The sequence below is a fragment of the Pseudomonas sp. Emmai genome (genome assembly GCF_055179735.1).
Genome location: NZ_CM143685.1, coordinates 3,001,623 through 3,023,545, shown reverse-complemented (window position 1 = coordinate 3,023,545; position 21,923 = coordinate 3,001,623). Strand labels below are relative to the sequence as shown.

The window sequence follows — 21,923 nt, the reverse complement described above, 5'->3', positions numbered from 1 at the left end:
AGACCTCCCCACACCCTGTGGCGAGGGGGCTCGCCCCCGTTGGGCTGCGTAGCGGCCCCAAAACCTGACACCTCGTACTTCAGTCATATCGCATTCACCGCTTGGCGACTGCTTCGCAGCCGAACGGGGGCAAGCCCCCTCGCCACAAGCAAGTTCCCTCGCCACAGGTTATTCATTTATTTCTTGATTGACTGCATCAGCCCACTGCCATTGGCTGCGGTATCGTTTCACCCGCCTGTAAATTCGTCATCATCCTTACCCCGCCCGCGTGATAGCCTTTTGTTCCTTCGGCGTTGACACTTTTGCTCAAGCCCTTCCATTCCAATGCAGTGGTGGAACTATATGTCCAGGCTTTCCCATCAAGATTTACGCCGTAACTTTCGCCAATTGCTGGCTTCCGACACGTGCTATCACACCGCTTCCGTCTTTGACCCGATGTCGGCGCGGATCGCGGCGGACCTGGGTTTTGAAGTCGGGATTCTCGGTGGCTCCGTCGCCTCGTTGCAGGTACTGGGCGCCCCGGATTTCGCCTTGATCACCCTCAGCGAATTCGCCGAGCAGGCCACCCGTATTGGCCGTGTGGCCCAGCTGCCGGTCATTGCCGACGCCGACCACGGCTACGGCAACGCGCTGAACGTGATGCGCACCATCGTCGAACTGGAGCGCGCCGGCATCGCCGCGCTGACCATCGAAGACACCCTGCTGCCGGCGCAATTCGGCCGTAAATCCACGGATTTGATCGGGGTTGCCGAAGGCGTCGGCAAGATTCGCGCGGCACTGGAAGCCCGGGTCGACAAGGAAATGGCGATCATCGCCCGCACCAATGCGGGGATCCTGCCGATCCAGGAAATCATCAGCCGCACCCAGCAATACCAGAACGCCGGGGCCGACGGCATCTGCATGGTCGGCGTGCAGGACTTCGACCAACTGGAAAAAATCGCCGAACACCTGAGCGTGCCGCTGATGCTCGTCACCTACGGCAACCCGGCCCTGCGCGACGACAAACGCCTGGCGGAACTGGGTGTGCGCGTCACCATCGACGGCCACGGCGCGTACTTTGCCGCGATCAAGGCGACCTACGACAGCCTGCGCGAACAACGGCAGATCTTTACCCAGGCCTCGGACTTGAGCGCGACCGAACTGACGCATACCTATACGCAGCCCGAGGACTACATTCGTTGGGCGGAAGAGTTTATGCGCGTTAAGGAGTGACCGTGTGAGCAGGCAGGATGCTATCGCGAGCCAGCTCGCGATAGCGCCAGCCGCAACTGCGCTAAACCGTGGCCTTATACCCCTCCTCCCGCTGCAACGCCCGCTTCTGGATCACATTCAGCACAGCGCAGCCTTCACGTGTCAGCAAATGCACCGCCCGGGTAATGCGGCTCAGGTCGCAATCGGTTCGCGGCCAAGGTCGTTCGCGGTGTTTTTCCGCGAGCCGAAACTATAGAGGTCGATGCCAAAACGCGGCAATAGGGTACGTTGTAGGAAACATCTTGGAAAGTTGTGCGCCGCTGAGTGATCGTTCCCACGCTCTGCGTGGGAATGCAGCCCGGGACGCTCTGCGTCCCATCCAAAGCCGAACGCGGAGCGTCCGTTGAGGCATTCCCACGCGGAGCGTGGGAACGATCAGTGGCGGCGTGGCTTACCGCTTGGCCAATTCCATAATCATCCGCGACAACAGGTAAATCCGCGGCGCCACGCTTTCCACTTCCGCGTATTCCTCCGGCGTATGGATGTTGCCGCCGACTATCCCGAACCCATCCAGCGTCGGCGTGCCGACACCGGCCGCCAGGCTCGCATCCGCCGCCCCGCCGCTGCCTTCTTCGGTCAACTTGCGGCCAATTTCGCCGTAAATGCCTTGGGCCATGGCCATCAGGCGATCCGATCGCCTTCTTCGGTCAACTTGCGGCCAATTTCGCCGTAAATGCCTTGGGCCATGGCCATCAGGCGATCCGATTCCGGTGTCTGCGGCATCGGCGGCAGGCCCCGTTGCAGAGTGGTGGTGACTTGGGTGTCCGGGATCAGTTTGTCCTGAGAGACCCGCGCCAGATCCTTCTCGATCCGGTCGAACTCTTCCGGCACCGCCGCGCGCACGTCGGCCTTGGCGGTGGCCTGGTCCGGGATCACGTTGGTGCGGTCGCCGGCCTTGAGCACGGTGAAGTTGATGGTGGTTTTCTTCGCGTCGTCGCCGAGTTTGCCCAGTTGCAGAATCTGGTGCGCCGCTTCCATCGCGGCGTTACGCCCGGGCTCTATACCGGATGCGACACCTGCGAAACGGTTCACACCGAATCCAGCAACTCATGCCGAGGCTTGCCATCCCCGCAGCAGATCACCCGATTACGTCCGGTAGTCTTTGCCTCATACAGCGCCTGATCCGCATCGTTGAGCCACAACGTGGCATCGGTGTGCGCCGGGTTGAACGCAGCCAGACCGATGCTCAGGCTGACTTTCAGCGCCGGACTTTGCTCATAGCCGAGGGTGGCGAAGCGATCGCGCAAAGCGTCCATCGCGGCGGCCGCGCTGTTCAGGGGCAGGTCCGGGAGGATCACGCAGAACTCGTCCCCGCCATAGCGCCCGGCGACGTCCGCCGCACGCAGGTTCTGCTTGAGCATTTTGCTCAGCTGGCGCAAGACGATGTCCCCGGCGACGTGGCCGTAGGTGTCGTTGATGGTTTTAAAGTGGTCGATGTCGATCAGCGCAATCGCCCCACCCTGGTTCTGTCGCCGGCAGCGCTGGAATTCGACTTCCAGTTGATCCTTCCAGGCGCCGTGGTTCAGCAGGCCGGTGAGGCTGTCGGTGCGGCTCAGGGCGAGTAACTCGCGTTTTTGCCGGCCGAGGGTAATGGCCTGGCGAAAGCAGATCCAGCCCAGCGCCAGCGGGTACAGGCACAACAACGGCAAGCAGGCGTACAGCTGCAACGGACTGGTTTGCGGGATAAACAACGGGGTGAAAAGCACGAGTCCGACGCCGACCCCGAGGATCTGCGCCACGGTCCCGGCCAACAGAAAACGCATGCCGCCGATGGCGACGTTGTTCATCGCCATCATCGAGATGGTGGTGGCGCTGGGCAATGGATTGAACTGCATGGCCACGACCCAGAAGCCGCCGAGGAAGGCGTCCACCAGCAGGTTGCGGTGTTCGGCGTGGTAAGGGAGTGTGGCGCGGCGCGCCCATTGGTAAGCCAGGTGCGGCCAGACAATGCCGTTGAACAGCATCAGCCCCCAGACCCAGGGCGCAGGATTGAGCGGGTACATCGCCGCACTCACGCACAACAAGCCCAAGGCCAAACCCAGGGTTCGCGACGTGTAGAGCCTCCTGGCCAGTGAAAGTCCCTTTCCTCCCGTTTTTGCCATAGAGGCCTCTACCACTGAACGGAATCTGATCACACCGGGGGTTGCGGGTGTGAACGGAGTCTATCAGGGCAACGGCGAATAGCCATCACCGGCTGGCGGTGAATACCCTGCTATCTGTAGGAGCGAGGCTTGCCCGCGAAGAACGATAACGCGGTGTATCAGGTGTACCGTGTCATCGTTCTTCGCGAGCAAGCTTTGCTCCTACAGGCGAATGCGGATAACGCGGTGTATCAGATGCACCGCGTTATCGTTCTTCGCGGGCAAGCCTCGCTCCTACAAAAGCGGAAGCATCGACCTACAGATTGGCTATACATGAAGGAAGGGTTTAATAAACAACGACAAAGAGGAGGCCCATGCCAACCTTTCAGGTATTGATCATCGGCAGCGGATTTGGCGGGCAGTGTGCGGCGATCAATTTGCTCAAGGCGGGAATCAGCGATTTTCGCTTGCTGGAACGGCGGGACTTTTTCGGCGGCACCTGGTGCCAGAACACCTACCCCGGCGCGGCCGTCGACGTGCCCTCGCCCTTGTATTCGCTGTCCTTCGCGCCTTATCAGTGGACGCAAATGTTCGCCGAACAGGCCGAATTGCATCGCTACACCCAGTACGTGGTGGAGCGTTTCGGCTTGCGCGAAAAAGTCGAGCTTGAGGCCAACGTCGAAGGCATCGAATGGGATGACGCCGGTAAACGCTGGGCGGTCCGCACCGGCAGCAAAGGCACGTTCTACGCGCAGTTCCTGATCAACGCCACCGGGCCGCTGAGCCAACCCGTGGTCCCACACTTCGAAGGCATGGAACGCTTCCAGGGCAAGACCTTTCACACCAACCATTGGGATCATTCCTACGATTACACGGGTAAACGCGTGGCTATTGTTGGCAGCGGCGCAAGTGCGGCACAGGTCATTCCGGCGATTGCCCCGGACGTCGAACACCTGCACGTCTTCCAACGCACCGCCCACTGGGTGCTACCCCGCGCCGATCGCACCTTCGGCCGCTTCCAGCGCTGGCTGCTGGGGCTGAAACCGGCCTACAAACTGCTGCGCTGGACGATCTACTGGTTATTCGAAACCCGGGTGATCGCGTTCAAATACTCCAAACCGGCGATTCATCTGGTTCAGCGACAAGCCCTGCGTTTCCTCAAACGCCAGGTGCCCGACCCCGAGTTGCGGCGCAAATTGACCCCGGATTTCACCATCGGCTGCAAGCGGGTGCTGATCTCCAGCACCTTGTACCCGGCGCTCGCACGGCCCAACGTCACGTTGCACACCCGCGAACAAGGCATCGCCTCCCTCGACGAAACCGGGATCAACACCCTGGACGGCCAGCACATCGACGTCGACCTGATCGTCTGGTCCACCGGCTACGACGCCACCGACGGGGTGATTTCCTACCCGGTCACCGGCAAGAACGGCAAGCGCCTGAAAGACGTCTGGGCGCAATATCCACGGGCGTATCTGGGCACCAGCCTGCCGGACTTCCCCAATCTGTTTATCGTCACCGGCCCCAACACCGGCATCGGTCACACCTCGGCGCTGTTCATCATCGAATCCCAGATGAATTACATCCTTGGCTGCATCCGCACACTAAAAGAACAGGGCCTGCGCAGCATTGAAGTACGCCCCGAGGCGGAACGTACCTACACTGAAATGATCCACCGGGAAATGGAACGCACAGTGTGGAAGTCCGGTGGCTGCCACAGTTGGTATCAAAGCAAGAGCGGTCATGTGATCGCCATGTTTCCGGGGTTCAGTTTCAGCTATTACCGTTTGACCAAGGCCCTGAAACTCGCCGATCACATACTGTCCTGATCACGTAAAAAGGAAGACGCCTGATGCTTTTGTTGGTTGTCGCAATCGCGGTGTTCGTGGCCTGGAGCTGGTTGAGCTACCCGGCCATCGGCCATTGGCTGTATGACCTGAGCATGGCCCTGGAGGCCAAGCTGTATCGGCTGCACAAGATCGTGGTGCCGATCAGCGAAATGACCGTCTCGACCTGGCAGGGCGGGCCGTATGAAGCCTCCAGCGCGGTGTTGATGCTGCACGGCTACAGCGCCGACAAGAACCTTTGGCTGCGCTTTGCCCGGCACTTTGTCGGCGACTACCGGGTGATCATCCCCGACCTCGCCGGCCATGGCGAAACCGGCTTCAAGGCCGGTGGCGGCTACGACATCGGGGTTCAGGCCAAGCGCATGATCCAGCTGCTGGATGTGTGCGGCGTCGAGAAAGTGCATGTGATCGGCAACTCCATGGGCGGCTACATCGCGGCCTGGCTGGCGGCCACTTACCCCGAGCGGATTGCCTCGGTGGCGCTGATCGACCCGGCCGGCGTCACCGCTCCCGAAATCAGTGACCTGGAACGCCACCTGGCCAAGGGGCACAACCCGTTCCTGATCAATTCCAAGGAAGAATTCCAGTACTTCTACGCCATGACCATGGCCAACCCGCCGTGGGTCCCGGGTGTGGTGCTGGACGCCGTCGCCCAGCGCTACGAACAAAGCCGCGACGAACTGGCGGAAATCTTCCAGGACTTGCGCGCCAGCCCGCCGATGGAGCCAAAACTCCCCGACATCAAATGCCCGGCGCTGCTGCTCTGGGGGCGCAAGGACCGGTTGATCGACGTCAGCAGCGTCGCAGTGTGGAGCAAAGGCATTGATAACTTGCGGGTGGACATCTGGGAAGGGATTGGCCACATGCCGATGGTCGAGCAACCGATGAGGACGGCGCGGTTGTATCGGGAGTTTCTGGGACCGCAGCGATGAATATTTCTGTGGTGATAAAACCTAATGAAGTGAGCACCGCTTTTGTGGCGAGGGAGCTTGCTCCCTCGCCACAGGGACCTGTGAAATGAATATTCTGTACGACGAACGCATCGACGGCGCGTTGCCGGATGTCGACAAAGCCGCCCTGCTCAACCGCCTGCACCAGCAAATCCCCGACCTGGACGTGCTCTGGCGCGAGGAAGAACTCAAGCCCTACGAATGCGACGGCCTCTCCGCCTATCGCACCACGCCGATGCTGGTGGCCCTGCCCCGGCGTCTGGAGCACGTGCAAAAACTCCTCGAAATCTGCCACGCCCAACAAGTGCCGGTAGTCGCTCGCGGCGCTGGCACCGGTTTGTCTGGCGGCGCCTTGCCCCTGGAAAAAGGCGTGCTGCTGGTGATGGCGCGGTTCAACCAAATTCTGCACATCGACCCTGAAGCCCGCACCGCGCGGGTCCAGCCCGGCGTGCGCAACCTGGCGATTTCCCAGGCTGCGGCGCCGTTCGGCCTGTATTACGCGCCGGACCCTTCCTCGCAAATCGCCTGTTCCATCGGTGGCAACGTCGCGGAAAATGCCGGCGGCGTGCATTGCCTCAAATACGGCCTGACCGTGCACAACCTGCTGAAACTGGAAGTGCTCACCGTTGAAGGCGAACGCCTGACCCTGGGCTCCGACGCGCTGGATGCGCCGGGTTTTGACCTGTTGGCGCTGTTCACCGGTTCCGAAGGCTTGCTGGGGATCATCACCGAAGTCACGGTCAAGTTGCTGCCCAAACCCCAGGTCGCCAAGGTCTTGCTGGCCAGTTTCGATTCGGTGGAAAAGGCCGGTCGCGCCGTGGCCGATATCATCGGCGCCGGGATCATCCCCGGAGGCCTGGAAATGATGGACAACCTGGCGATTCGCGCCGCCGAGGACTTTATCCACGCCGGCTACCCGGTGGACGCCGAGGCAATCCTGCTCTGCGAACTGGACGGCGTCGAAGCCGATGTCCACGACGATTGCCAGCGCGTGCGCGAGGTCATGCAACAGGCCGGCGCCAGTGAAGTGCGCCAAGCTAAAGATGAAGCCGAACGCGTGCGCTTCTGGGCCGGACGCAAAAATGCCTTCCCGGCGATTGGTCGCCTGTCGCCGGACTACTACTGCATGGACGGCACCATCCCCCGCCGCGAATTGCCTGGCGTGCTCGAAGGCATCGCCCGCCTCGGCGCCGAACATGGCTTGCGCGTGGCCAACGTGTTCCATGCTGGCGACGGCAATATGCACCCGTTGATTCTGTTCGACGCCAATCAGCCCGGCGAACTGGCCCGGGCCGAAGCGTTGGGCGGGCAGATTCTGGAGTTGTGCGTGAAGGTCGGCGGCAGCATCACCGGCGAACACGGCGTAGGTCGGGAGAAAATCAATCAGATGTGCGCGCAGTTCAACAGCGACGAATTGACCCTGTTTCACGCGGTAAAAGCCGCGTTCGACCCGCAGGGCCTGCTCAACCCCGGCAAGAACATCCCAACCCTGCACCGCTGCGCGGAATTCGGTGCGATGCACATTCACGCCGGGCAACTGCCGTTTCCTGAGCTGGAGCGTTTCTGATGGCGGATTTCGATGCCAGCGAGGCGCTGCTGGAACAGGTCAACCAGGCGCGGGCGAACGCCACGCCGCTGCGGATTCAGGGCAGCAACAGCAAGGCGTTTCTCGGCCGCGAGGTGGCCGGGGAAGTGCTCGACACCCGTGTCCATCGCGGCATTGTCAGCTATGACCCGACGGAACTGGTGGTCAGTGTTCGCGCCGGTACGCCTTTGACCGAACTGCTGGCGGCGCTCGACGCCAAGGGGCAAATGCTGCCCTGCGAACCACCGTCATTCGGTGAAGGCGCCACCGTCGGCGGAATGATCGCTGCGGGGTTGTCCGGGCCACGACGGCCATGGTCGGGTTCGGTGCGCGACTTTGTCCTCGGCACCCGCGTCATCACCGGCCTCGGCAAACACCTGCGCTTTGGCGGCGAAGTGATGAAAAACGTCGCCGGCTATGACCTGTCGCGCCTACTGGTGGGCAGTTACGGTTGCCTCGGCGTGCTGACCGAGGTCTCGCTCAAAGTGCTGCCCAAACCCCGGCAATGCTTGAGCATCAGCCTGGAACTCGACAGTGCTCGGGCATTGAGCAAGCTCGCCGAATGGGGCCAACAACCTTTGCCGATCAGCGCGGCGAGCCATGATGGCCAGCGCCTGTTTCTGCGGCTGGAGGGTGGCGAAGGCTCGGTGACGGCGGCGCATCAACGACTGGGCGGTGAGCCGTTGGATTCGGTGTATTGGACTGAACTGAACGAGCAACGACTGGATTTTTTCGATGAAGGCCTGCCGTTGTGGCGGCTGTCTTTGCCCAACAACCTTGGGCCGTTGTCGCTGCCCGGCGAGCAACTGATCGACTGGGCCGGCGCGCAACGCTGGCTAAAATCCGAGGCCGACAACATCCAGTCACTGGCCCATGAACTGGGCGGCCATGCTACCTGTTTCAGTCACGGCGCCAGCGACACGCCCTTCCAACCACTGGCCCCGGCGCTGTTGCGCTACCACCGGCAACTCAAGGCGCAACTGGACCCGCAAGGGCTGTTCAATCCTGGCCGGATGTACGCGGAGTTCTAGCATGCAAACCACCCTCAGCGAGCAGTCGCGCAAGCTGCCACGGGCCGCCGAAGCGGAAAAGATCCTGCGCACGTGCGTGCATTGCGGGTTCTGCAACGCCACCTGCCCGACCTATCAATTGCTGGGCGATGAACTGGACGGCCCGCGCGGGCGCATCTACCTGATCAAGCAAGTGCTCGAAGGCGCCCCCGCCACGGCGAAAACCCAATTGCACCTGGACCGTTGCCTGTCGTGCCGCAACTGCGAAACCACCTGCCCGTCCGGCGTGGATTATCACAACCTCTTCGACATTGGCCGGGCCGTGGTCGATCAAGCGGTGCCGCGCCCCGTGGGTCAGCGGTTGCTGCGCGAAGGGTTGCGGGCACTGGCGCCGAACCCGAACCTGTTCAAGTCGCTGCTGCGGATCGGCGCGACGTTCAGGCCGTTATTGCCTCGGGGTTTTGCAGCCAAGTTGCCCCACGACCTGCCCGCCACCGGCGAGCGCCCTGCCCCGCGGCATGCCCGGCGGGTGTTGATGCTCGAAGGCTGCGTGCAACCCGGTCTGTCGCCCAACACCAATGCCGCGGCGGCGCGGGTGCTGGATCGGTTGGGGATCAGCGTGATCCCGGCGCCGGAGGCCGGTTGTTGCGGTGCGCTGGACTATCACCTCGACGCCCAGGCCAAAGGGCTGGACCGCGCCCGACGCAACATCGACACCTGGTGGCCGCACATCGAAAACGGCGCCGAAGCGATTGTGCAGACGGCAAGTGGTTGCGGTGCGTTCATCAAGGATTATGGCCATCTGCTGGAACGTGATCCGGCGTATGCCGCCAAGGCTTTGCGGGTCAGTGCGCTGGCGCTGGATCTGGTGCAAGTGCTGGCCGATGAACCCTTGGAACGGGTCTGCGCCGCGACGGATCAGCGAATTGCCTTCCATTGCCCCTGCACCTTGCAGCACGCGCAGAAACTTGGCGGCGCGGTCGAGGCCGTGCTGAGCCGATTGGGCTTCAACCTCACCGCCGTGCCGGACAGTCATTTATGTTGCGGCTCGGCCGGGACTTATTCCCTGACCCAACCGGAACTGGCCCGGCAACTGCGGGACAACAAGCTCAATGCCCTGGAAAGTGGCCATCCGGCACTGATTGTCACCGCTAACGTCGGCTGCCAAAGCCACCTCGCCAGCGCAAGACGCACGCCGGTCCGGCACTGGATCGAATTGGTGGACCAGTCGCTGGGAGAATGAAGTTCGTAGGAATCTTCGTTTGTCGGCGTGGCAGAAGGCTGCGATCTTTTCTCGCATCCTCTCTGTTACCGCGCCAGGAATTTTTTTCATGAACCACCCCAGCTTCGTCAGCCCCGACCTGATCCGCCAGCGCTTCTCCAAAGCGATGTCCGACATGTACCGAGAAGAGGTGCCGCTGTACGGCGCGCTGATGGAACTGGTGGAGCAAACCAACCGCCAGGTGCTCGATAGCGATCCGCAGATCGCCCGGCAGCTCGAAAGCACTGGCGAAATTCAGCGCCTGGACCTGGAACGCCACGGCGCCATCCGCGTCGGCACCGCCGCTGAACTGGCCACCCTCGCCCGGTTGTTCGCCGTGATGGGCATGCAACCGGTGGGCTATTACGATTTGACCCCGGCCGGGGTGCCGGTGCATTCCACGGCGTTCCGCGCGGTGCATGAAGCGGCGCTGCAGGTCAGCCCGTTCCGGGTGTTTACCTCATTGCTGCGCCTGGAGCTGATCGAAAACCTGGAACTGCGCGCCTTTGCCCAATCGGTGCTGGATAAACGCCAGATCTTCACCGCGAAGGCGTTGGCGCTGATCGAACAGGCCGAAACCCACGGCGGGCTCACCGAGAAGCAATCCTGGGATTTCGTCGAACAAACTCTGGAAACCTTCCGCTGGCACCACAGCGCCACCGTCACCGCCGCGCAATACCAGCAACTCAGCGCCCAGCATCGACTGATCGCCGACGTGGTGGCGTTCAAAGGCCCACACATCAATCACCTGACCCCGCGCACCCTGGACATCGACATCGTCCAGGCGCAAATGCCCGCCCACGGCATCACCCCCAAAGCCGTGATCGAAGGCCCGCCACGCCGGCAGTGCCCGATCCTGCTGCGCCAGACCAGCTTCAAAGCGCTGGACGAACCGATTGCCTTTACCGATCAGGACCAGACACGTGGCAGCCACAGCGCCCGTTTCGGTGAAATCGAGCAACGTGGCGCGGCGCTCACGCCTAAAGGCCGGGCGCTTTACGATCGTCTGCTTAATGCCGCGCGTGATGAGCTGAAGGACTTCCCGAATGAAGCCAACGCCGCCCGCTACAACGAATTGATGACTCAACACTTTGGCGAATTCCCTGACACGCTGGAGGGCATGCGCCGACAGGAACTGGCGTACTTTCGCTACTTCGTGACGGAAAAGGGGTTGGTGGCGGATGGGCTGGACGGTGTTTCGCTGGACGAGTTGCTCAGCGCCGGGTATGTGCGGGTTGAACCCATGGTGTATGAGGACTTTTTGCCGGTGAGTGCGGCGGGGATTTTCCAGTCGAACCTGGGGGAAGCCGCGCAGACCCGCTATGACGTGCAGTCAAATCAGCAGGCTTTTGAACACGCGCTGGGGCGGTCGACCATTGATGAGTTGGGGTTGTATGCGCAAACGCAGCGGCGCTCGATTGAGGCGTGTTACGCCGCGCTGGGATTGCCGGGCCTGAGCTGAGTTTGTGGAACACCTTTGTGGCGAGGGAGCTTGCTCCCGCTGGGCTGCGCAGCGGCCCCAAAACTCTTCGAACGACAGAGATTTTTGTGAGTGCTGCGCACTCAAGCGGGAGCAAGCTCCCTCGCCACAGGAAAGTGCTTAGGTCAGCTTCGCCAACAACGCTTTGGCCGTCGCTTCCGAAGACGCCGGATTCTGCCCGCTCAACAACAACCCATCGGTGGTGATGTAGCTCGCCCAATCAGCGCCCTTCGAATAAATCCCGCCTTTGGCCTTCAACTCATCCTCGACCAAAAACGGCACCACGTCGGTCAACTGCACGGCCTCTTCTTCTGTGTTGCTGAACCCGGTCACCCGCTTGCCTTTGACCAACGGCTGACCGTCCGCATCCTTCACATGGCGCAACACACCCGGTGCATGGCAGACCGTCGCGACCGGTTTACCAGCCTTGTAGATCGCCTCGATCAGTGCGATGGAATCCTTGTCCTCTGCCAAGTCCCACAGCGGGCCATGGCCGCCCGGATAGAACACGGCATCGAAATCCTCAGCCTTCACGCTGCTCAACACCACGGTAGATGCCAGCGCGGATTGCGCAGCCGAATCCTTGCGAAAACGATCGGTGGCGGCGGTTTGCGCGTCCGGCTCGTCGCTTTTCGGGTCCAGCGGTGGCTGGCCGCCCTTGGGCGAGGCCAGGGTCAACTGAGCGCCGGCGTCCTTGAACGTGTAATACGGCGCGGCGAATTCTTCCAGCCAGAAGCCGGTTTTCTTACCGGTGTTGCCCAACTGATCGTGGGACGTTAGAACCATCAGGATATTCATATCGTTCTCACTTGAGTGCAGGAATAGTCGGACGCTCATTGGCGCTTGGGTACTGAGTCATTGACCACCCGGTTGGGCGGTTCGTTTCACCGAGTGGCCGGATCATACGGAAGCTTTTCAAATTTAGATATTGATATATCGCAATATCGTGATACTCCTATAAAGGCGTTCACAGCGCACCCTGCTCAGCCTCGGCTGACGGCGTACGAACGCACTCATTCCGCTTTACAGGACTTATCGATGACCGGTTCCACCCTCTTCACGCCCATCCGACTCGGCCCGTTCACCCTGCAAAACCGCGTGGTGCTGCCGCCGCTGACCCGTTCGCGCAGCACTCAGCCGGGCAACATTCCCAACGCCCTGATGGCCGAGTATTACCGTCAGCGCAGCAGCGCCGGTTTGCTGATCACCGAGGGTATTCAGATTGAACCGCGCGGTCAGGGTTACGCCTGGACACCGGGGATTCACAGCCAGGCGCAGATCGACGGCTGGAAACAGGTCACTGCAGCGGTGCACCTTGAAGGCAAGCCGATCTTTGCCCAGTTATGGCATGTCGGCCGGGTCTCACACACCTCACTGCAACCGGGTGGCGCCGCACCGATCGCACCTTCAGCCATCCCGGCGACGGCGGTCAGCGTGTTTATCGAAACCGGCCCGGGCACGGGTGCGTTGGCCGAACCATCGGTGCCGCAAGCGTTGAGCACCGAACAGGTCAAAGAACTCGTCCAGCTTTACGCTCAAGCGGCGCGCAATGCCGTGGAAGCCGGTTTCGATGGCGTCGAGTTGCACTGCGCCAATGGTTACCTGGTCAATCAGTTCATCTCTGAACACAGCAACCAGCGCACTGACGAATACGGCGGCTCGCTGAGCAATCGCCTGCGTTTCCTGCGGGAAATCACCGAAGCCGTGGCGGCGGTGTTGGGCAAGGATCGGGTCGGTGTGCGGTTTGCACCACTGTTCGCCAGCACTGATGAAGCACGGGTCTACCTCGGACTGGTAGAAGAGAACCCGCACGAAACTTACCTGGAGGCCGTCAGATTGATGGAACAGATCGGCATTGCCTACGTGTCACTGGCCGAAGCCGATTGGGATAACGCCCCGGAACTGCCAATCACCTTCCGCCAAGCCGTCCGCGAGTCGTTTAGCGGGTTGCTGATGTACGCCGGCAAGTACTCGGGCGAACGCGCCGACAACGTGCTGAACGCCGATTGGGGGGATTTGATCGGCTTCGGCCGCTGGTTTATCGCCAACCCGGACCTGCCCGCGCGCCTGCTGAATCAATGGCCGCTCAATGAACTGGACGCCTCCAGCCTCTACGGTGGAACCGCCGTCGGGTACAGCGATTACCCGCGCTACCAGCCGAGCCTGTAAACTGCGCGGCCGATCGGTTCCTTGATACGCGGGACGATCTGCCGGCCTCAGGGTTTCGGCTTATTTCGACGCAGCACACAGGCTCCCAGGCTCGACCATGCCCCTTGATCTGAACGACATCATCAAAGCCCTTTCCAACCCCACACGCTTGCAAATCATGCTGTGGCTGAAGGACCCGCGCGTGCACTTCCCGACCCAGGAACGCGACCCGGAGGCCTTCGGTGTGTGCGTCAGCATCATTCAGGAAAAGGTCGGTCTTTCGCAGTCCACGGTATCGCTGTATCTCACCGCCCTGCAACGAGCCAATCTGGTCACCTCGCAGCGGATCGGGCCGTGGACTTATTACCGGCGCAACGACACAACCATCGCTCAGTTTGTCGAGCAAATCGGTGTCAGCCTCTGAATGATGGCGCATGGCCTTGATGCGCAAGAAGTTGCGCACTTATTTTGCGAAAACGCCTTCAAAAATCGCTAAGCGCCACCCCCGCTGTGGCCTGTAGCCGAGTGCGCAAGAAGTTGCGCAGTACTGCGCAACTTCTTGCGCACTTTATGAGGTGATTTCCCTCCAAACTCACCCAAGCGCTTGAAAAACCTCGATCATCCCCCCGGTTTATATAGCCCTCACCTTTTCTGGCACGGACCTTGATAACAGTTAGGCACCCACCGGGCGATTTCGCCTCCGGGCACCTCTATTTATCAAGCAAGGAGAGCATCCCATGGCAACACCTGCCTACATGTCCGTCACTGGCGAAAAACAAGGCCTGATCACGGCTGGCGCATTCACCGCTGACTCCGTTGGCAACACTTATCAAGAAGGTCACGAAGACCAGGTCATGGTTCAGGCGTTCAGCCACGACGTGATCATCCCGCGTGACCCACAGTCCGGCCAACCAACCGGTCAGCGCGTTCACAAGCCAGTTGTGATCACCAAGGTCTACGACAAAGCTTCGCCACTGCTGCAAGCCGCACTGACTTCCGGCGAGCGCATGAGCGAAATCGTTATCCAGTGGTACCGCACTTCGGCCCAAGGGACCCAAGAGCACTACTACACCACCAAACTGGAAGACGCGATCATCGTCGCCATCAACAACAAAATGCACAACTGCCAGGATCCGTCGAACTCCCACTTCACGCACCTGGAAGAAGTGCAGTTCACCTACCGTAAAATCACCTGGACCCACGAAGTATCCGGTACTTCGGGTTCCGATGACTGGCGTCAACCAGTCGCTTAATCGCGGCTGACCGCTTTACGCATCGGCCAGCTCTGCTGGTCGATGTTGTTTACGCCTTTCCAGAATTTCGCGTCTGCTGATCCTTTGATCGGGTATTGGTTTACGCCGCAGCACAGCACGAGGAACAAGGGATGTTCGCGCCGGCCAATCAGACTCACTTTGCCCTGACTATCGAAGGCCTTTCCAACGACCTGCAGGTCCTTGCCCTGCAAGGCCGGGAAGCCATCAGCCAGCCCTTTGTGTTTGAGGTGGAGCTGGTCAGTGAACAGCCGTCCCTGGACCTCGAAACGCTGCTGCACAAACCGGCCTTTTTGCAGCTCTCGCCCGATGGCAGCGGCATCCATGGCCAGATCTATCGCGCCGCCCAGGGTGATTCCGGCAAACGCCTGACCCGCTACGCGGTGACCCTGCGCCCGCAACTGTCCTACCTGGCGCACCGCATCAACCAGCGCATCTTCCAGAACCTCAGCGTGCCGAAAATCGTCGGCATGGTCCTCGAAGAGCACGGTATCCAAAGCAACGCCTACGAATTCAAAGTCGGGTCGATCTATCCCGAGCGTATTTACTGCGTTCAGTACGATGAATCGGACCTGCACTTCATCCAGCGCCTGTGCGAGGAAGAAGGTATCCACTACCACTTCCAGCACAGCGCCACGGCCCACAAACTGGTGTTCGGCGATGACCAGACGGTGTTCCCGAAACTCGCGCCCGTGGCCTATCAGCAAGACTCCGGCATGGTCGCCAACGACCCGGTGATCAAGCGCTTCGACCTGCGCCTGGAAACCCGCACCAGCCGCACCACCCGCCGCGACTACGACTTCGAAAAACCACGCCTGACCCTCGAAAGCGAAAACCGTGGTGATGCCCTGCCCGACCTCGAAGACTACGACTACCCCGGTCGCTTCATCGACCGCGAACGCGGCAAGCACCTGGCCAAACGCGCCCTCGAACGCCACCGCAGCGACTTCCAGCTCGCCGAAGGCCGCAGCGATCAACCGCTGCTGGTCAGCGGCCACTTCCTGGCCCTGACCCAACACCCGAAAGCCAAGTGGAACGACCTGTGGCTACTCACCGAAGTCCTCCACGAAGGCAAACAGCCGCAAGTGCTGGAAGAGTCGGTCACCAGCAGCACCACTAACCTTAAAGACGACTTCCACCAGGGCTATCGCAACCACTTCCAGGCCACCCCGTGGGACGTGCCGAACCGGCCACCGCTGAACCACCCAAAACCGCGAATCCTCGGCAGCCAGAGCGCCGTGGTCACCGGCCCCAAAGGTGAAGAAATCCACTGCGACCCATACGGCCGCGTCAAAGTGCAATTCCACTGGGATCGCGAAGGCCAGGCCGACGACAAAACCAGCTGCTGGCTACGCGTCTCCTCCGCCTGGGCCGGCGCCCAGTACGGCGGCATCGCCATCCCGCGCATCGGCATGGAAGTGCTGGTCACGTTCCTTGAAGGCGACCCCGATCAACCGCTGATCAGCGGCTGCCTGTACCACAAGGAAAACACCGTCCCCTACGCGCTGCCGGCGAACAAGACCCGCAGCACCTTCAAGACCCTGAGCTCGATGGGGGGCGGCGGTTACAACGAACTGCGCATCGAAGACAAGAAAGGTCAGGAGCAGATCTACCTGCACGCCCAGCGCGACTGGGACGAAAACATCGAGCACGATCAGAAAATCCGCGTCGGCAACGAACGCCACGACACCGTCGAGCAAAACAGCTACACAGAATTCAAGGCCGAAGAACACCACACGGTTTATGCAGACCGGAAGGTGGAGACGCAGGCGAATGATCATTTGACGGTGGGGGTTAACCAGCACGTCAAGATTGGGACTGGGCAGTTTATTGAGGCAGGACAGGAAATCCACCTGAGCAGCGGCATGAAAGTCGTGCTCGTTCCCGCCATGCGTCAGACCCTGCAACGAGCCGCTACAACGGCTCAGCCGGTCTGCGAGATTTGCCAGAAACTGGGAGCTGCAAAATGATCCAGAGTGCCTCACGTTATTTGCTTCTGGATGGGGCGAAGATCGAAAACCTGCCAAGCCGCCTGTATAGCCTGGATGACAATCCGACACTCGAATGGCTCTACCACGCAACCCCCTATCAAGCGGTATTCGATGTCGGCCCTGCACTGGTCGTCTTGAAAACTAATACGCCTCTGGAACAAGCGTTCAAAGAGCACTGGCAACACGATGCCGGGGTGATGATTGAAAGCGACGCGCCCATGCAACAACTGGCCGAACACCTGCGCAGCCTGATTCACGCGCGGGTGCCTGGCAACGTTTCGTTACTTTTTCGTTATTACGACCCGCGTGTCATGCGTCACTGGCTGCCGGCTCTCGATCCCGATGAAAAAGACCGCATGATGGGTCCGATCAGTCGCGTGCGCCTCCCAGCAAGAGAGGGCCAGGAAGAACAGTGGATCGTTCGCGAACATCGGCAAAACGCCCAGCAATATGCCGAGCGTCCTTGGCTGCATCTGGATGAGCAGCAGTTGCAACAGCTCAACCAAGGCAAACTGGAGATGTTCGACCAGCAACTGCTGGAGCACGTTCGCCTCTACTTCCCTGATTGCCTGAGCCAACGCTCGACCGCCGAACAGCAGGAATGGGCCGTGCTGTGTCGCGAAGGTGCTGCCCGCCACGGCTACTCCGCGCCCAAGGAAGTGGTCCGCTGGTCGGCGCTGGTTGCCGAACACGGCACCACGTTCCCCCAGGCGCCTGAACATCAGGCGTACCGCGAGATTTTGCAACAGCCAACGCTCAACGCCACACAACGCCTGGATGCCTTGTTGGTAGAACTGCACCGCTATTGGTTGCTGACTGACAAGGAGTCCATTGCATGACCACCGCACCACTCGATAAAAACCGCAACCTGGCAGCTGCCGACCACGCCGCGCAATGCCAGTTCGACGACGAAGACTTGTCCAGCCCGGCCACCACTTGCCCTGCGCAACAACCCGAAATATTTGTGGTGCCCAGCCGCTACGCAATGGCCGAGCAGGCCGCCGAACACGCCGATTTCGCGCCCTCCAGCCTGACTAAAAGCCACCCGATGGCTTTGCGCCGCTTACGCGCGGGTTATGTCTATCTGTGGCATGCCGATGGACCACTCAAACGTTACGCTGTGGCGGCAGATGGCTTGCTGGTAGAACAACCGCTGACGCAACCCCATGCTGCTCTCGCGACTGGCGAAAAGGCTGGGATCGCTCTGAACAAAAGCACCGACACGTGGATGCTCTACAGCGAAGTGCCTCTGGGCAAAGAAGCCTGCGAGCGCCTGAAAAAGAGCGGCGAACGACGCAAGCGCATGCGTCAGATAGCCCTCACCGACGTCGCCAAGCGCCTGTCGGCCAAACACTGCCCACCGCTCGAAAAAGCCCCGACACTGGTGGCCGAACTCATGCCGAAAGTGCGCGAAAAAGCCCTCGCACATGACCATCAGAAGAATGGCGCAACTGACCGCGAAGGCGTGAAAGAACAACGCAAAACCGCGCAAGCCGCACCGACCCAAGACAACATCAAAGCCTACTCGACCAGCTCGCAATCTCTACACGAACGCGAACAGGCCGCTGCAGCCCAGCCACCGGGCGAACCCGTTGAAGAACCCGGAAGCTGGAGCGCCAGCCCATGGGAACTGGCGCCTACGCAAGCCTGGATAGACAAAGCCAAGAGCGAGTCGCCACCTTTGTATGCGGTGTTTGCTGCGCTTGATGATGATTTGGGGGTGTTGCGGGATATCGACCACGAACAGAACAAGATCGAGGCGGAGCATGAAGACTGGGTTGCTGACAATAGCTTGCGCCAGACCATCGGCAGTTTTATCCGCAGCATGGTTACCGAAGACGGTGGCGAAGTTGCCAACCTGCTCAACTACCGGTATCGCGAACACAATCTGCAACTGACACCGGAACAGGGCGACACGCTGATCGATAGTCAGAAGCAGTTGAACACCCTGATGCTGGAAGAAACACGCATCAACCAACAACGCGGTCGACAGTATGGGCATGCCCAGGCGGATACACTGTTGGCCCAGGTGCGTATTCGCGAAGAGGCCGTACTGAACAAGGTGCGCAGCTTCATCCCAAGCGAATTGCATCAGGAAGCGCAACAGGTCGTGCGGGATTATCGCCAGGAAAAAGTCAGCAATCTGGAAGGTGGCGGCGGAACCAAGGTTGGTGAATACATCGACTTGGCGAGCATGGACCATTGGCTGGATCAGGAAGCGCCGCAGCACTTCAAACAAGTCGAAAAGCGCCATCAATTGCTGTACGCCGATCGTAAAACCTACCTGCCACGCAACGACAGTGGTACTTGGTTTGTCGACCAGAGCAGCGAAGAACACCTCACTTGGCTTGAAAGTTTGACGGTCGCCTGCCTCAGCGCTCAGTGCAGCCGTAGCGAAGGCGCCAAACAGTTTGCCGATTACGTGAGCAGCGATGACCCCGGCTTGCTGCGACTGGTGTTCCAGGCGTGGAGTCCGAGCCTGGAAGCGGCGGTGAACAACACTTCACGCCTCAACGAACTGGTCACGGCGCTCAGTCTGGAAAACCTTGCCGACTCCCGCGCAGCCGCACTCAAGATTCTGGACGCGGACACCCTGCGCAATATCGAGAGGTTAGCGAGCAATCTGGAGGGTGCCTGGACGGCAACCATGACCCGCCTCGGCGCCTCTTTGATTCATGCAAGCAAAGGCACGACGATGGCAATGGGATTATTCCTGGTCATCCGCTTCGGCGATAACACCCGCCTAGTGCAGGGCGTAGAGAACGGTATCAAGGTCTGGCGCTTGGTCAGCCAGAACGCTGAAGCCCTCAGCCAATGGACCCGCAGCACCGCTCAAGCCATCAGCCTCGGTCGCGTCAACGGCATCGTCAACGCCCCCTCGGTCAAGGCCTCAGGTGGCCTGCTGCCGCTGGCGGCACTGGTGGTCAACATTCTCAACGCCGGCACCTATGCCGGACAGGCATCCGCGCTGGAGGGCAGCGATGCGCAACGGCAGGCGGATAGCATGTCAGCGTATTTGTATGCCGGGGCTGCGTTGGGGGCGGTGATTCAGAATTGGTTGATTTTGGGGAAGGGAGTTCAAGAGCTAGGTCGTGGGGCTGTAGTAGCTCCTACACTGACCCTGTTTGGAGGAATAGTAGGGGTAGTGTCAGCAGCAGCAGCCCTCCAAGAGTTCGCATCGTTAAAAATTCAAATAGATAGCGCTCAAAGCTCAATCGATCCGTGGCTGAAAATCAAGCAATTGGCCGTTACCGGACAGATCGCAGTATACGGAGCGCAGGCACTACTAGGTCTTAGCCTCACTGGGATGCGCTTGTCGAACAAAATCTCGACTCCTCTCGCAATAAAGCGCTTTCGACTTGGCATGGGCCCGCTCAATCTTTTGCTTCTGGGTCTGGGAGGTTTGTACCTGTTTGCATGGTTCCGCCAGGCCAACCCTCTGCAAAGCTACCTGGCTAACTGCTGTTGGTCCCGTCGCCGAGCCGACACTCACAACTTCATCGCACCTCAGGCACAGCTGGACGAAATCAACGAACTGATGATGCTCCTCTACCAGCCTCGTCTGGCTATGGAAACGCGGGAAGTACGCATCAGTGGTTCAATGGGTGACACGATTACTCAGGACGGCATCAACCAACTTACGATTGACTTGCCTGGAGCGGCGCCGGGTGCCGCACAAATTGATTTAGCCATGAGTGGCAACTTAACTCCCGCTTCCGCCGGCTTCGGCACCGGTACCCGCGGCACGCCAACTGACCTCGGATCTACTTGGTTGAATGCCAGCCAATGCACCTGGATCCCGGTCGATGAGGGTCAAGGCCTTCGTTTGAGCGGTAGTTTTCCCCAACCGCTCACCCGCCTGACTTTACGCCTGTCTTACCTCAGCCCGGTGGCGTTGCTGGCCGGAGTCGGTGCTACTATTGGCGGCGCAAAAGGCTTGGCCTACACCCTGTCACCCAATGGCGGATTATTGAGCCCGGATGGTGAAATCGTCACCTTGCGCTCCGGCGAACCAACCCCAGAGCTTGATCGGGCCAGCATTCACCGCCTAGGTCCGCAACAGAACCCCAGCTATTTGAAACCCAAGGACAAGGCATGACCTCAGCCACATCCGGCAGCCGCAAAGGACCGCTCTCGCGAGAGGACTACTTGGCACCACTGGCCGTTCCTACAGGGCAAACGCCAAAGGATGTCCTAAACACCATCTGGCGCAAGAACGACGTTTGCCTTGACATCGGTTCTTACAGTATTGGCTCGGCAGTGATGGTCATTTGGCCGGTACTGCTTTTCTGTATCTGGCTTATTCATCACGAGCGCAATTCCGTAATTTTCTGGGAAACATTGGCCCTTTCGCTTTTCATAGTTGGCATTCCCATTCTCCTAGTACTGAAAGGTTTAATGAGTCCCGTACCGCCTCCAATCCGCTTCAACCGTCAACGCCGCGAAGTATGTGTGCCATTCAAAGATGGCCGATACTGGATCGTGCCTTGGGAGCAGGTTACTGCCCAAGCAGTAGCGATGGACTCGGTGGGGCAGCACGGCAAAACCACTCAAGGTCTATTGGTAGTGGGCTTCCGCAATCCCGATCCTGATGCGCCGGAGAAGGAGCGCGACTTCAGTCTAGGATTCAACTGCGGCGGTGGCGAAACGGCTATGAGCCTTTGGGAGTGCATGCGCAGCTACATGGAGAAGGGGCCACATGCGATCCCGGATAGCCGATTGGGACGAAAGCCATACGCCGAGACACAGATCGGCTCCATCGTAACCAGCTTTTTCAAAGGCGACTTTCTAGACGTATTGCACGGGTTATTTTTCGTTATTTTCCTAGGAACATACTGGGCCGAAAAATTGCAAAACTGGAAGCTCGCCCCACCACCTGAGCTGACCGATCCCGCCGTCGTCGAATGGTCCCAACCGCTTCCCCCCGAGCAATGGGCCAAACGCTCACCAGAGTTGGAGTCGGCCATAGCTCAGCGGGAGACAGAGCTGGAGATCGAAGCACAAGTCGCGTGACCCCCAACTTGGGAACCAAACTATTAGAAGCCAAG

15 protein-coding genes and 2 pseudogenes are annotated in these 21,923 nt (G+C 60.2%); 14 read left to right on the top strand and 3 right to left on the bottom strand.

What is annotated here, in order from left to right:
• The first annotated feature begins 342 nt into the window (after positions 1-342).
• Positions 343-1,212 carry an isocitrate lyase/PEP mutase family protein gene (locus ACY4LX_RS13845; protein ID WP_123513478.1) on the top strand — a complete coding sequence of 290 codons (870 nt, stop codon included), beginning with the start codon at positions 343-345 and terminating at the stop codon, positions 1,210-1,212.
• A gap of 430 nt (positions 1,213-1,642) precedes the next feature.
• Here the strand turns inward: ACY4LX_RS13845 and ACY4LX_RS13840 are convergent.
• Together ACY4LX_RS13840 and ACY4LX_RS13835 are read right to left on the bottom strand one after the other, a co-directional pair.
• Positions 1,643-2,271: pseudogene (locus ACY4LX_RS13840) on the bottom strand (M20/M25/M40 family metallo-hydrolase); the annotation flags it as partial.
• An 8-nt stretch (positions 2,272-2,279) separates the two neighbouring features.
• Complete coding sequence (locus ACY4LX_RS13835) at positions 2,280-3,353, bottom strand: diguanylate cyclase (RefSeq protein ID WP_463260233.1); 1,074 nt, start codon at positions 3,351-3,353, stop codon at positions 2,280-2,282.
• 353 nt (positions 3,354-3,706) lie between these two features.
• Here ACY4LX_RS13835 and ACY4LX_RS13830 point away from each other — a divergent pair, with 353 nt between their 5' ends.
• The 6 genes from ACY4LX_RS13830 (at position 3,707) to hglS (ending at position 11,447) form a co-directional block, all read left to right on the top strand.
• Complete coding sequence (locus ACY4LX_RS13830; RefSeq protein ID WP_463260232.1) at positions 3,707-5,161, top strand: flavin-containing monooxygenase; 1,455 nt, start codon at positions 3,707-3,709, stop codon at positions 5,159-5,161.
• Positions 5,162-5,184: 23 nt separating this feature from the next.
• Positions 5,185-6,111: an alpha/beta fold hydrolase gene (locus ACY4LX_RS13825; protein WP_149658640.1), complete on the top strand. Its 927-nt coding sequence runs from the start codon at positions 5,185-5,187 to the stop codon at positions 6,109-6,111.
• 85 nt (positions 6,112-6,196) lie between these two features.
• A complete protein-coding gene (gene glcD, locus ACY4LX_RS13820) occupies positions 6,197-7,696 on the top strand; it encodes a glycolate oxidase subunit GlcD (RefSeq protein ID WP_463260231.1) in 1,500 nt (499 codons plus the stop codon).
• Positions 7,696-8,745: a glycolate oxidase subunit GlcE gene (gene glcE / locus ACY4LX_RS13815; protein WP_463260230.1), complete on the top strand. Its 1,050-nt coding sequence runs from the start codon at positions 7,696-7,698 to the stop codon at positions 8,743-8,745. Before glcD ends, glcE begins: the two co-directional genes overlap by 1 nt.
• 1 nt (position 8,746) lies before the next feature.
• Complete coding sequence (glcF, locus tag ACY4LX_RS13810) at positions 8,747-9,967, top strand: glycolate oxidase subunit GlcF (protein WP_463260229.1); 1,221 nt, start codon at positions 8,747-8,749, stop codon at positions 9,965-9,967.
• 88 nt (positions 9,968-10,055) lie between these two features.
• Positions 10,056-11,447, top strand: a complete 1,392-nt coding sequence (hglS, locus tag ACY4LX_RS13805) for a 2-oxoadipate dioxygenase/decarboxylase HglS (protein WP_463260228.1) — start codon at positions 10,056-10,058, stop codon at positions 11,445-11,447.
• A gap of 138 nt (positions 11,448-11,585) precedes the next feature.
• Here hglS and ACY4LX_RS13800 read toward each other — a convergent pair whose 3' ends face one another.
• Positions 11,586-12,263 carry a type 1 glutamine amidotransferase domain-containing protein gene (locus ACY4LX_RS13800; RefSeq protein ID WP_463260227.1) on the bottom strand — a complete coding sequence of 226 codons (678 nt, stop codon included), beginning with the start codon at positions 12,261-12,263 and terminating at the stop codon, positions 11,586-11,588.
• 240 nt (positions 12,264-12,503) lie between these two features.
• Here ACY4LX_RS13800 and ACY4LX_RS13795 point away from each other — a divergent pair, with 240 nt between their 5' ends.
• The 7 genes and pseudogenes from ACY4LX_RS13795 to ACY4LX_RS13765 all read left to right on the top strand — a co-directional run bounded on the left by ACY4LX_RS13795 (position 12,504) and on the right by ACY4LX_RS13765 (position 21,888).
• Positions 12,504-13,634, top strand: a complete 1,131-nt coding sequence (locus ACY4LX_RS13795; RefSeq protein ID WP_463260226.1) for an alkene reductase — start codon at positions 12,504-12,506, stop codon at positions 13,632-13,634.
• Positions 13,635-13,731: 97 nt separating this feature from the next.
• On the top strand, positions 13,732-14,037 hold the full coding sequence (locus ACY4LX_RS13790; RefSeq protein ID WP_463260225.1) for an ArsR/SmtB family transcription factor: 306 nt from the start codon (positions 13,732-13,734) through the stop codon (positions 14,035-14,037).
• Between the two features lie 313 nt (positions 14,038-14,350).
• Entirely contained in the window at positions 14,351-14,866 is a 516-nt protein-coding gene (locus ACY4LX_RS13785) for an Hcp family type VI secretion system effector (protein ID WP_054051032.1), read from the top strand.
• Positions 14,867-14,997: 131 nt separating this feature from the next.
• Positions 14,998-16,791: pseudogene (locus ACY4LX_RS13780) on the top strand (type VI secretion system Vgr family protein); the annotation flags it as partial.
• 59 nt (positions 16,792-16,850) lie between these two features.
• Entirely contained in the window at positions 16,851-17,714 is an 864-nt protein-coding gene (locus ACY4LX_RS13775; protein ID WP_463260224.1) for a DUF4123 domain-containing protein, read from the top strand.
• Positions 17,711-20,974: a toxin VasX gene (locus ACY4LX_RS13770; protein ID WP_463260223.1), complete on the top strand. Its 3,264-nt coding sequence runs from the start codon at positions 17,711-17,713 to the stop codon at positions 20,972-20,974. Before ACY4LX_RS13775 ends, ACY4LX_RS13770 begins: the two co-directional genes overlap by 4 nt.
• Complete coding sequence (locus ACY4LX_RS13765; protein ID WP_463260222.1) at positions 20,971-21,888, top strand: DUF6708 domain-containing protein; 918 nt, start codon at positions 20,971-20,973, stop codon at positions 21,886-21,888. The genes ACY4LX_RS13770 and ACY4LX_RS13765 overlap by 4 nt, the downstream gene beginning before the upstream one ends.
• Positions 21,889-21,923: the final 35 nt, after the last annotated feature.

Bases quoted from the DNA above. Each gene is read 5' to 3' on its own strand.
- ACY4LX_RS13790 (WP_463260225.1), top strand. From the start codon at position 13,732: ATGCCCCTTGATCTGAACGACATCATCAAAGCCCTTTCCAACCCCACA.
- ACY4LX_RS13835 (WP_463260233.1), bottom strand. From the start codon at position 3,353: ATGGCAAAAACGGGAGGAAAGGGACTTTCACTGGCCAGGAGGCTCTAC.
- ACY4LX_RS13800 (WP_463260227.1), bottom strand. From the start codon at position 12,263: ATGAATATCCTGATGGTTCTAACGTCCCACGATCAGTTGGGCAACACC.
- glcE (WP_463260230.1), top strand. From the start codon at position 7,696: ATGGCGGATTTCGATGCCAGCGAGGCGCTGCTGGAACAGGTCAACCAG.
- ACY4LX_RS13830 (WP_463260232.1), top strand. From the start codon at position 3,707: ATGCCAACCTTTCAGGTATTGATCATCGGCAGCGGATTTGGCGGGCAG.
- hglS (WP_463260228.1), top strand. From the start codon at position 10,056: ATGAACCACCCCAGCTTCGTCAGCCCCGACCTGATCCGCCAGCGCTTC.
- ACY4LX_RS13765 (WP_463260222.1), top strand. From the start codon at position 20,971: ATGACCTCAGCCACATCCGGCAGCCGCAAAGGACCGCTCTCGCGAGAG.
- glcF (WP_463260229.1), top strand. From the start codon at position 8,747: ATGCAAACCACCCTCAGCGAGCAGTCGCGCAAGCTGCCACGGGCCGCC.
- ACY4LX_RS13785 (WP_054051032.1), top strand. From the start codon at position 14,351: ATGGCAACACCTGCCTACATGTCCGTCACTGGCGAAAAACAAGGCCTG.
- ACY4LX_RS13845 (WP_123513478.1), top strand. From the start codon at position 343: ATGTCCAGGCTTTCCCATCAAGATTTACGCCGTAACTTTCGCCAATTG.
- ACY4LX_RS13775 (WP_463260224.1), top strand. From the start codon at position 16,851: ATGATCCAGAGTGCCTCACGTTATTTGCTTCTGGATGGGGCGAAGATC.
- ACY4LX_RS13770 (WP_463260223.1), top strand. From the start codon at position 17,711: ATGACCACCGCACCACTCGATAAAAACCGCAACCTGGCAGCTGCCGAC.
- ACY4LX_RS13795 (WP_463260226.1), top strand. From the start codon at position 12,504: ATGACCGGTTCCACCCTCTTCACGCCCATCCGACTCGGCCCGTTCACC.
- glcD (WP_463260231.1), top strand. From the start codon at position 6,197: ATGAATATTCTGTACGACGAACGCATCGACGGCGCGTTGCCGGATGTC.
- ACY4LX_RS13825 (WP_149658640.1), top strand. From the start codon at position 5,185: ATGCTTTTGTTGGTTGTCGCAATCGCGGTGTTCGTGGCCTGGAGCTGG.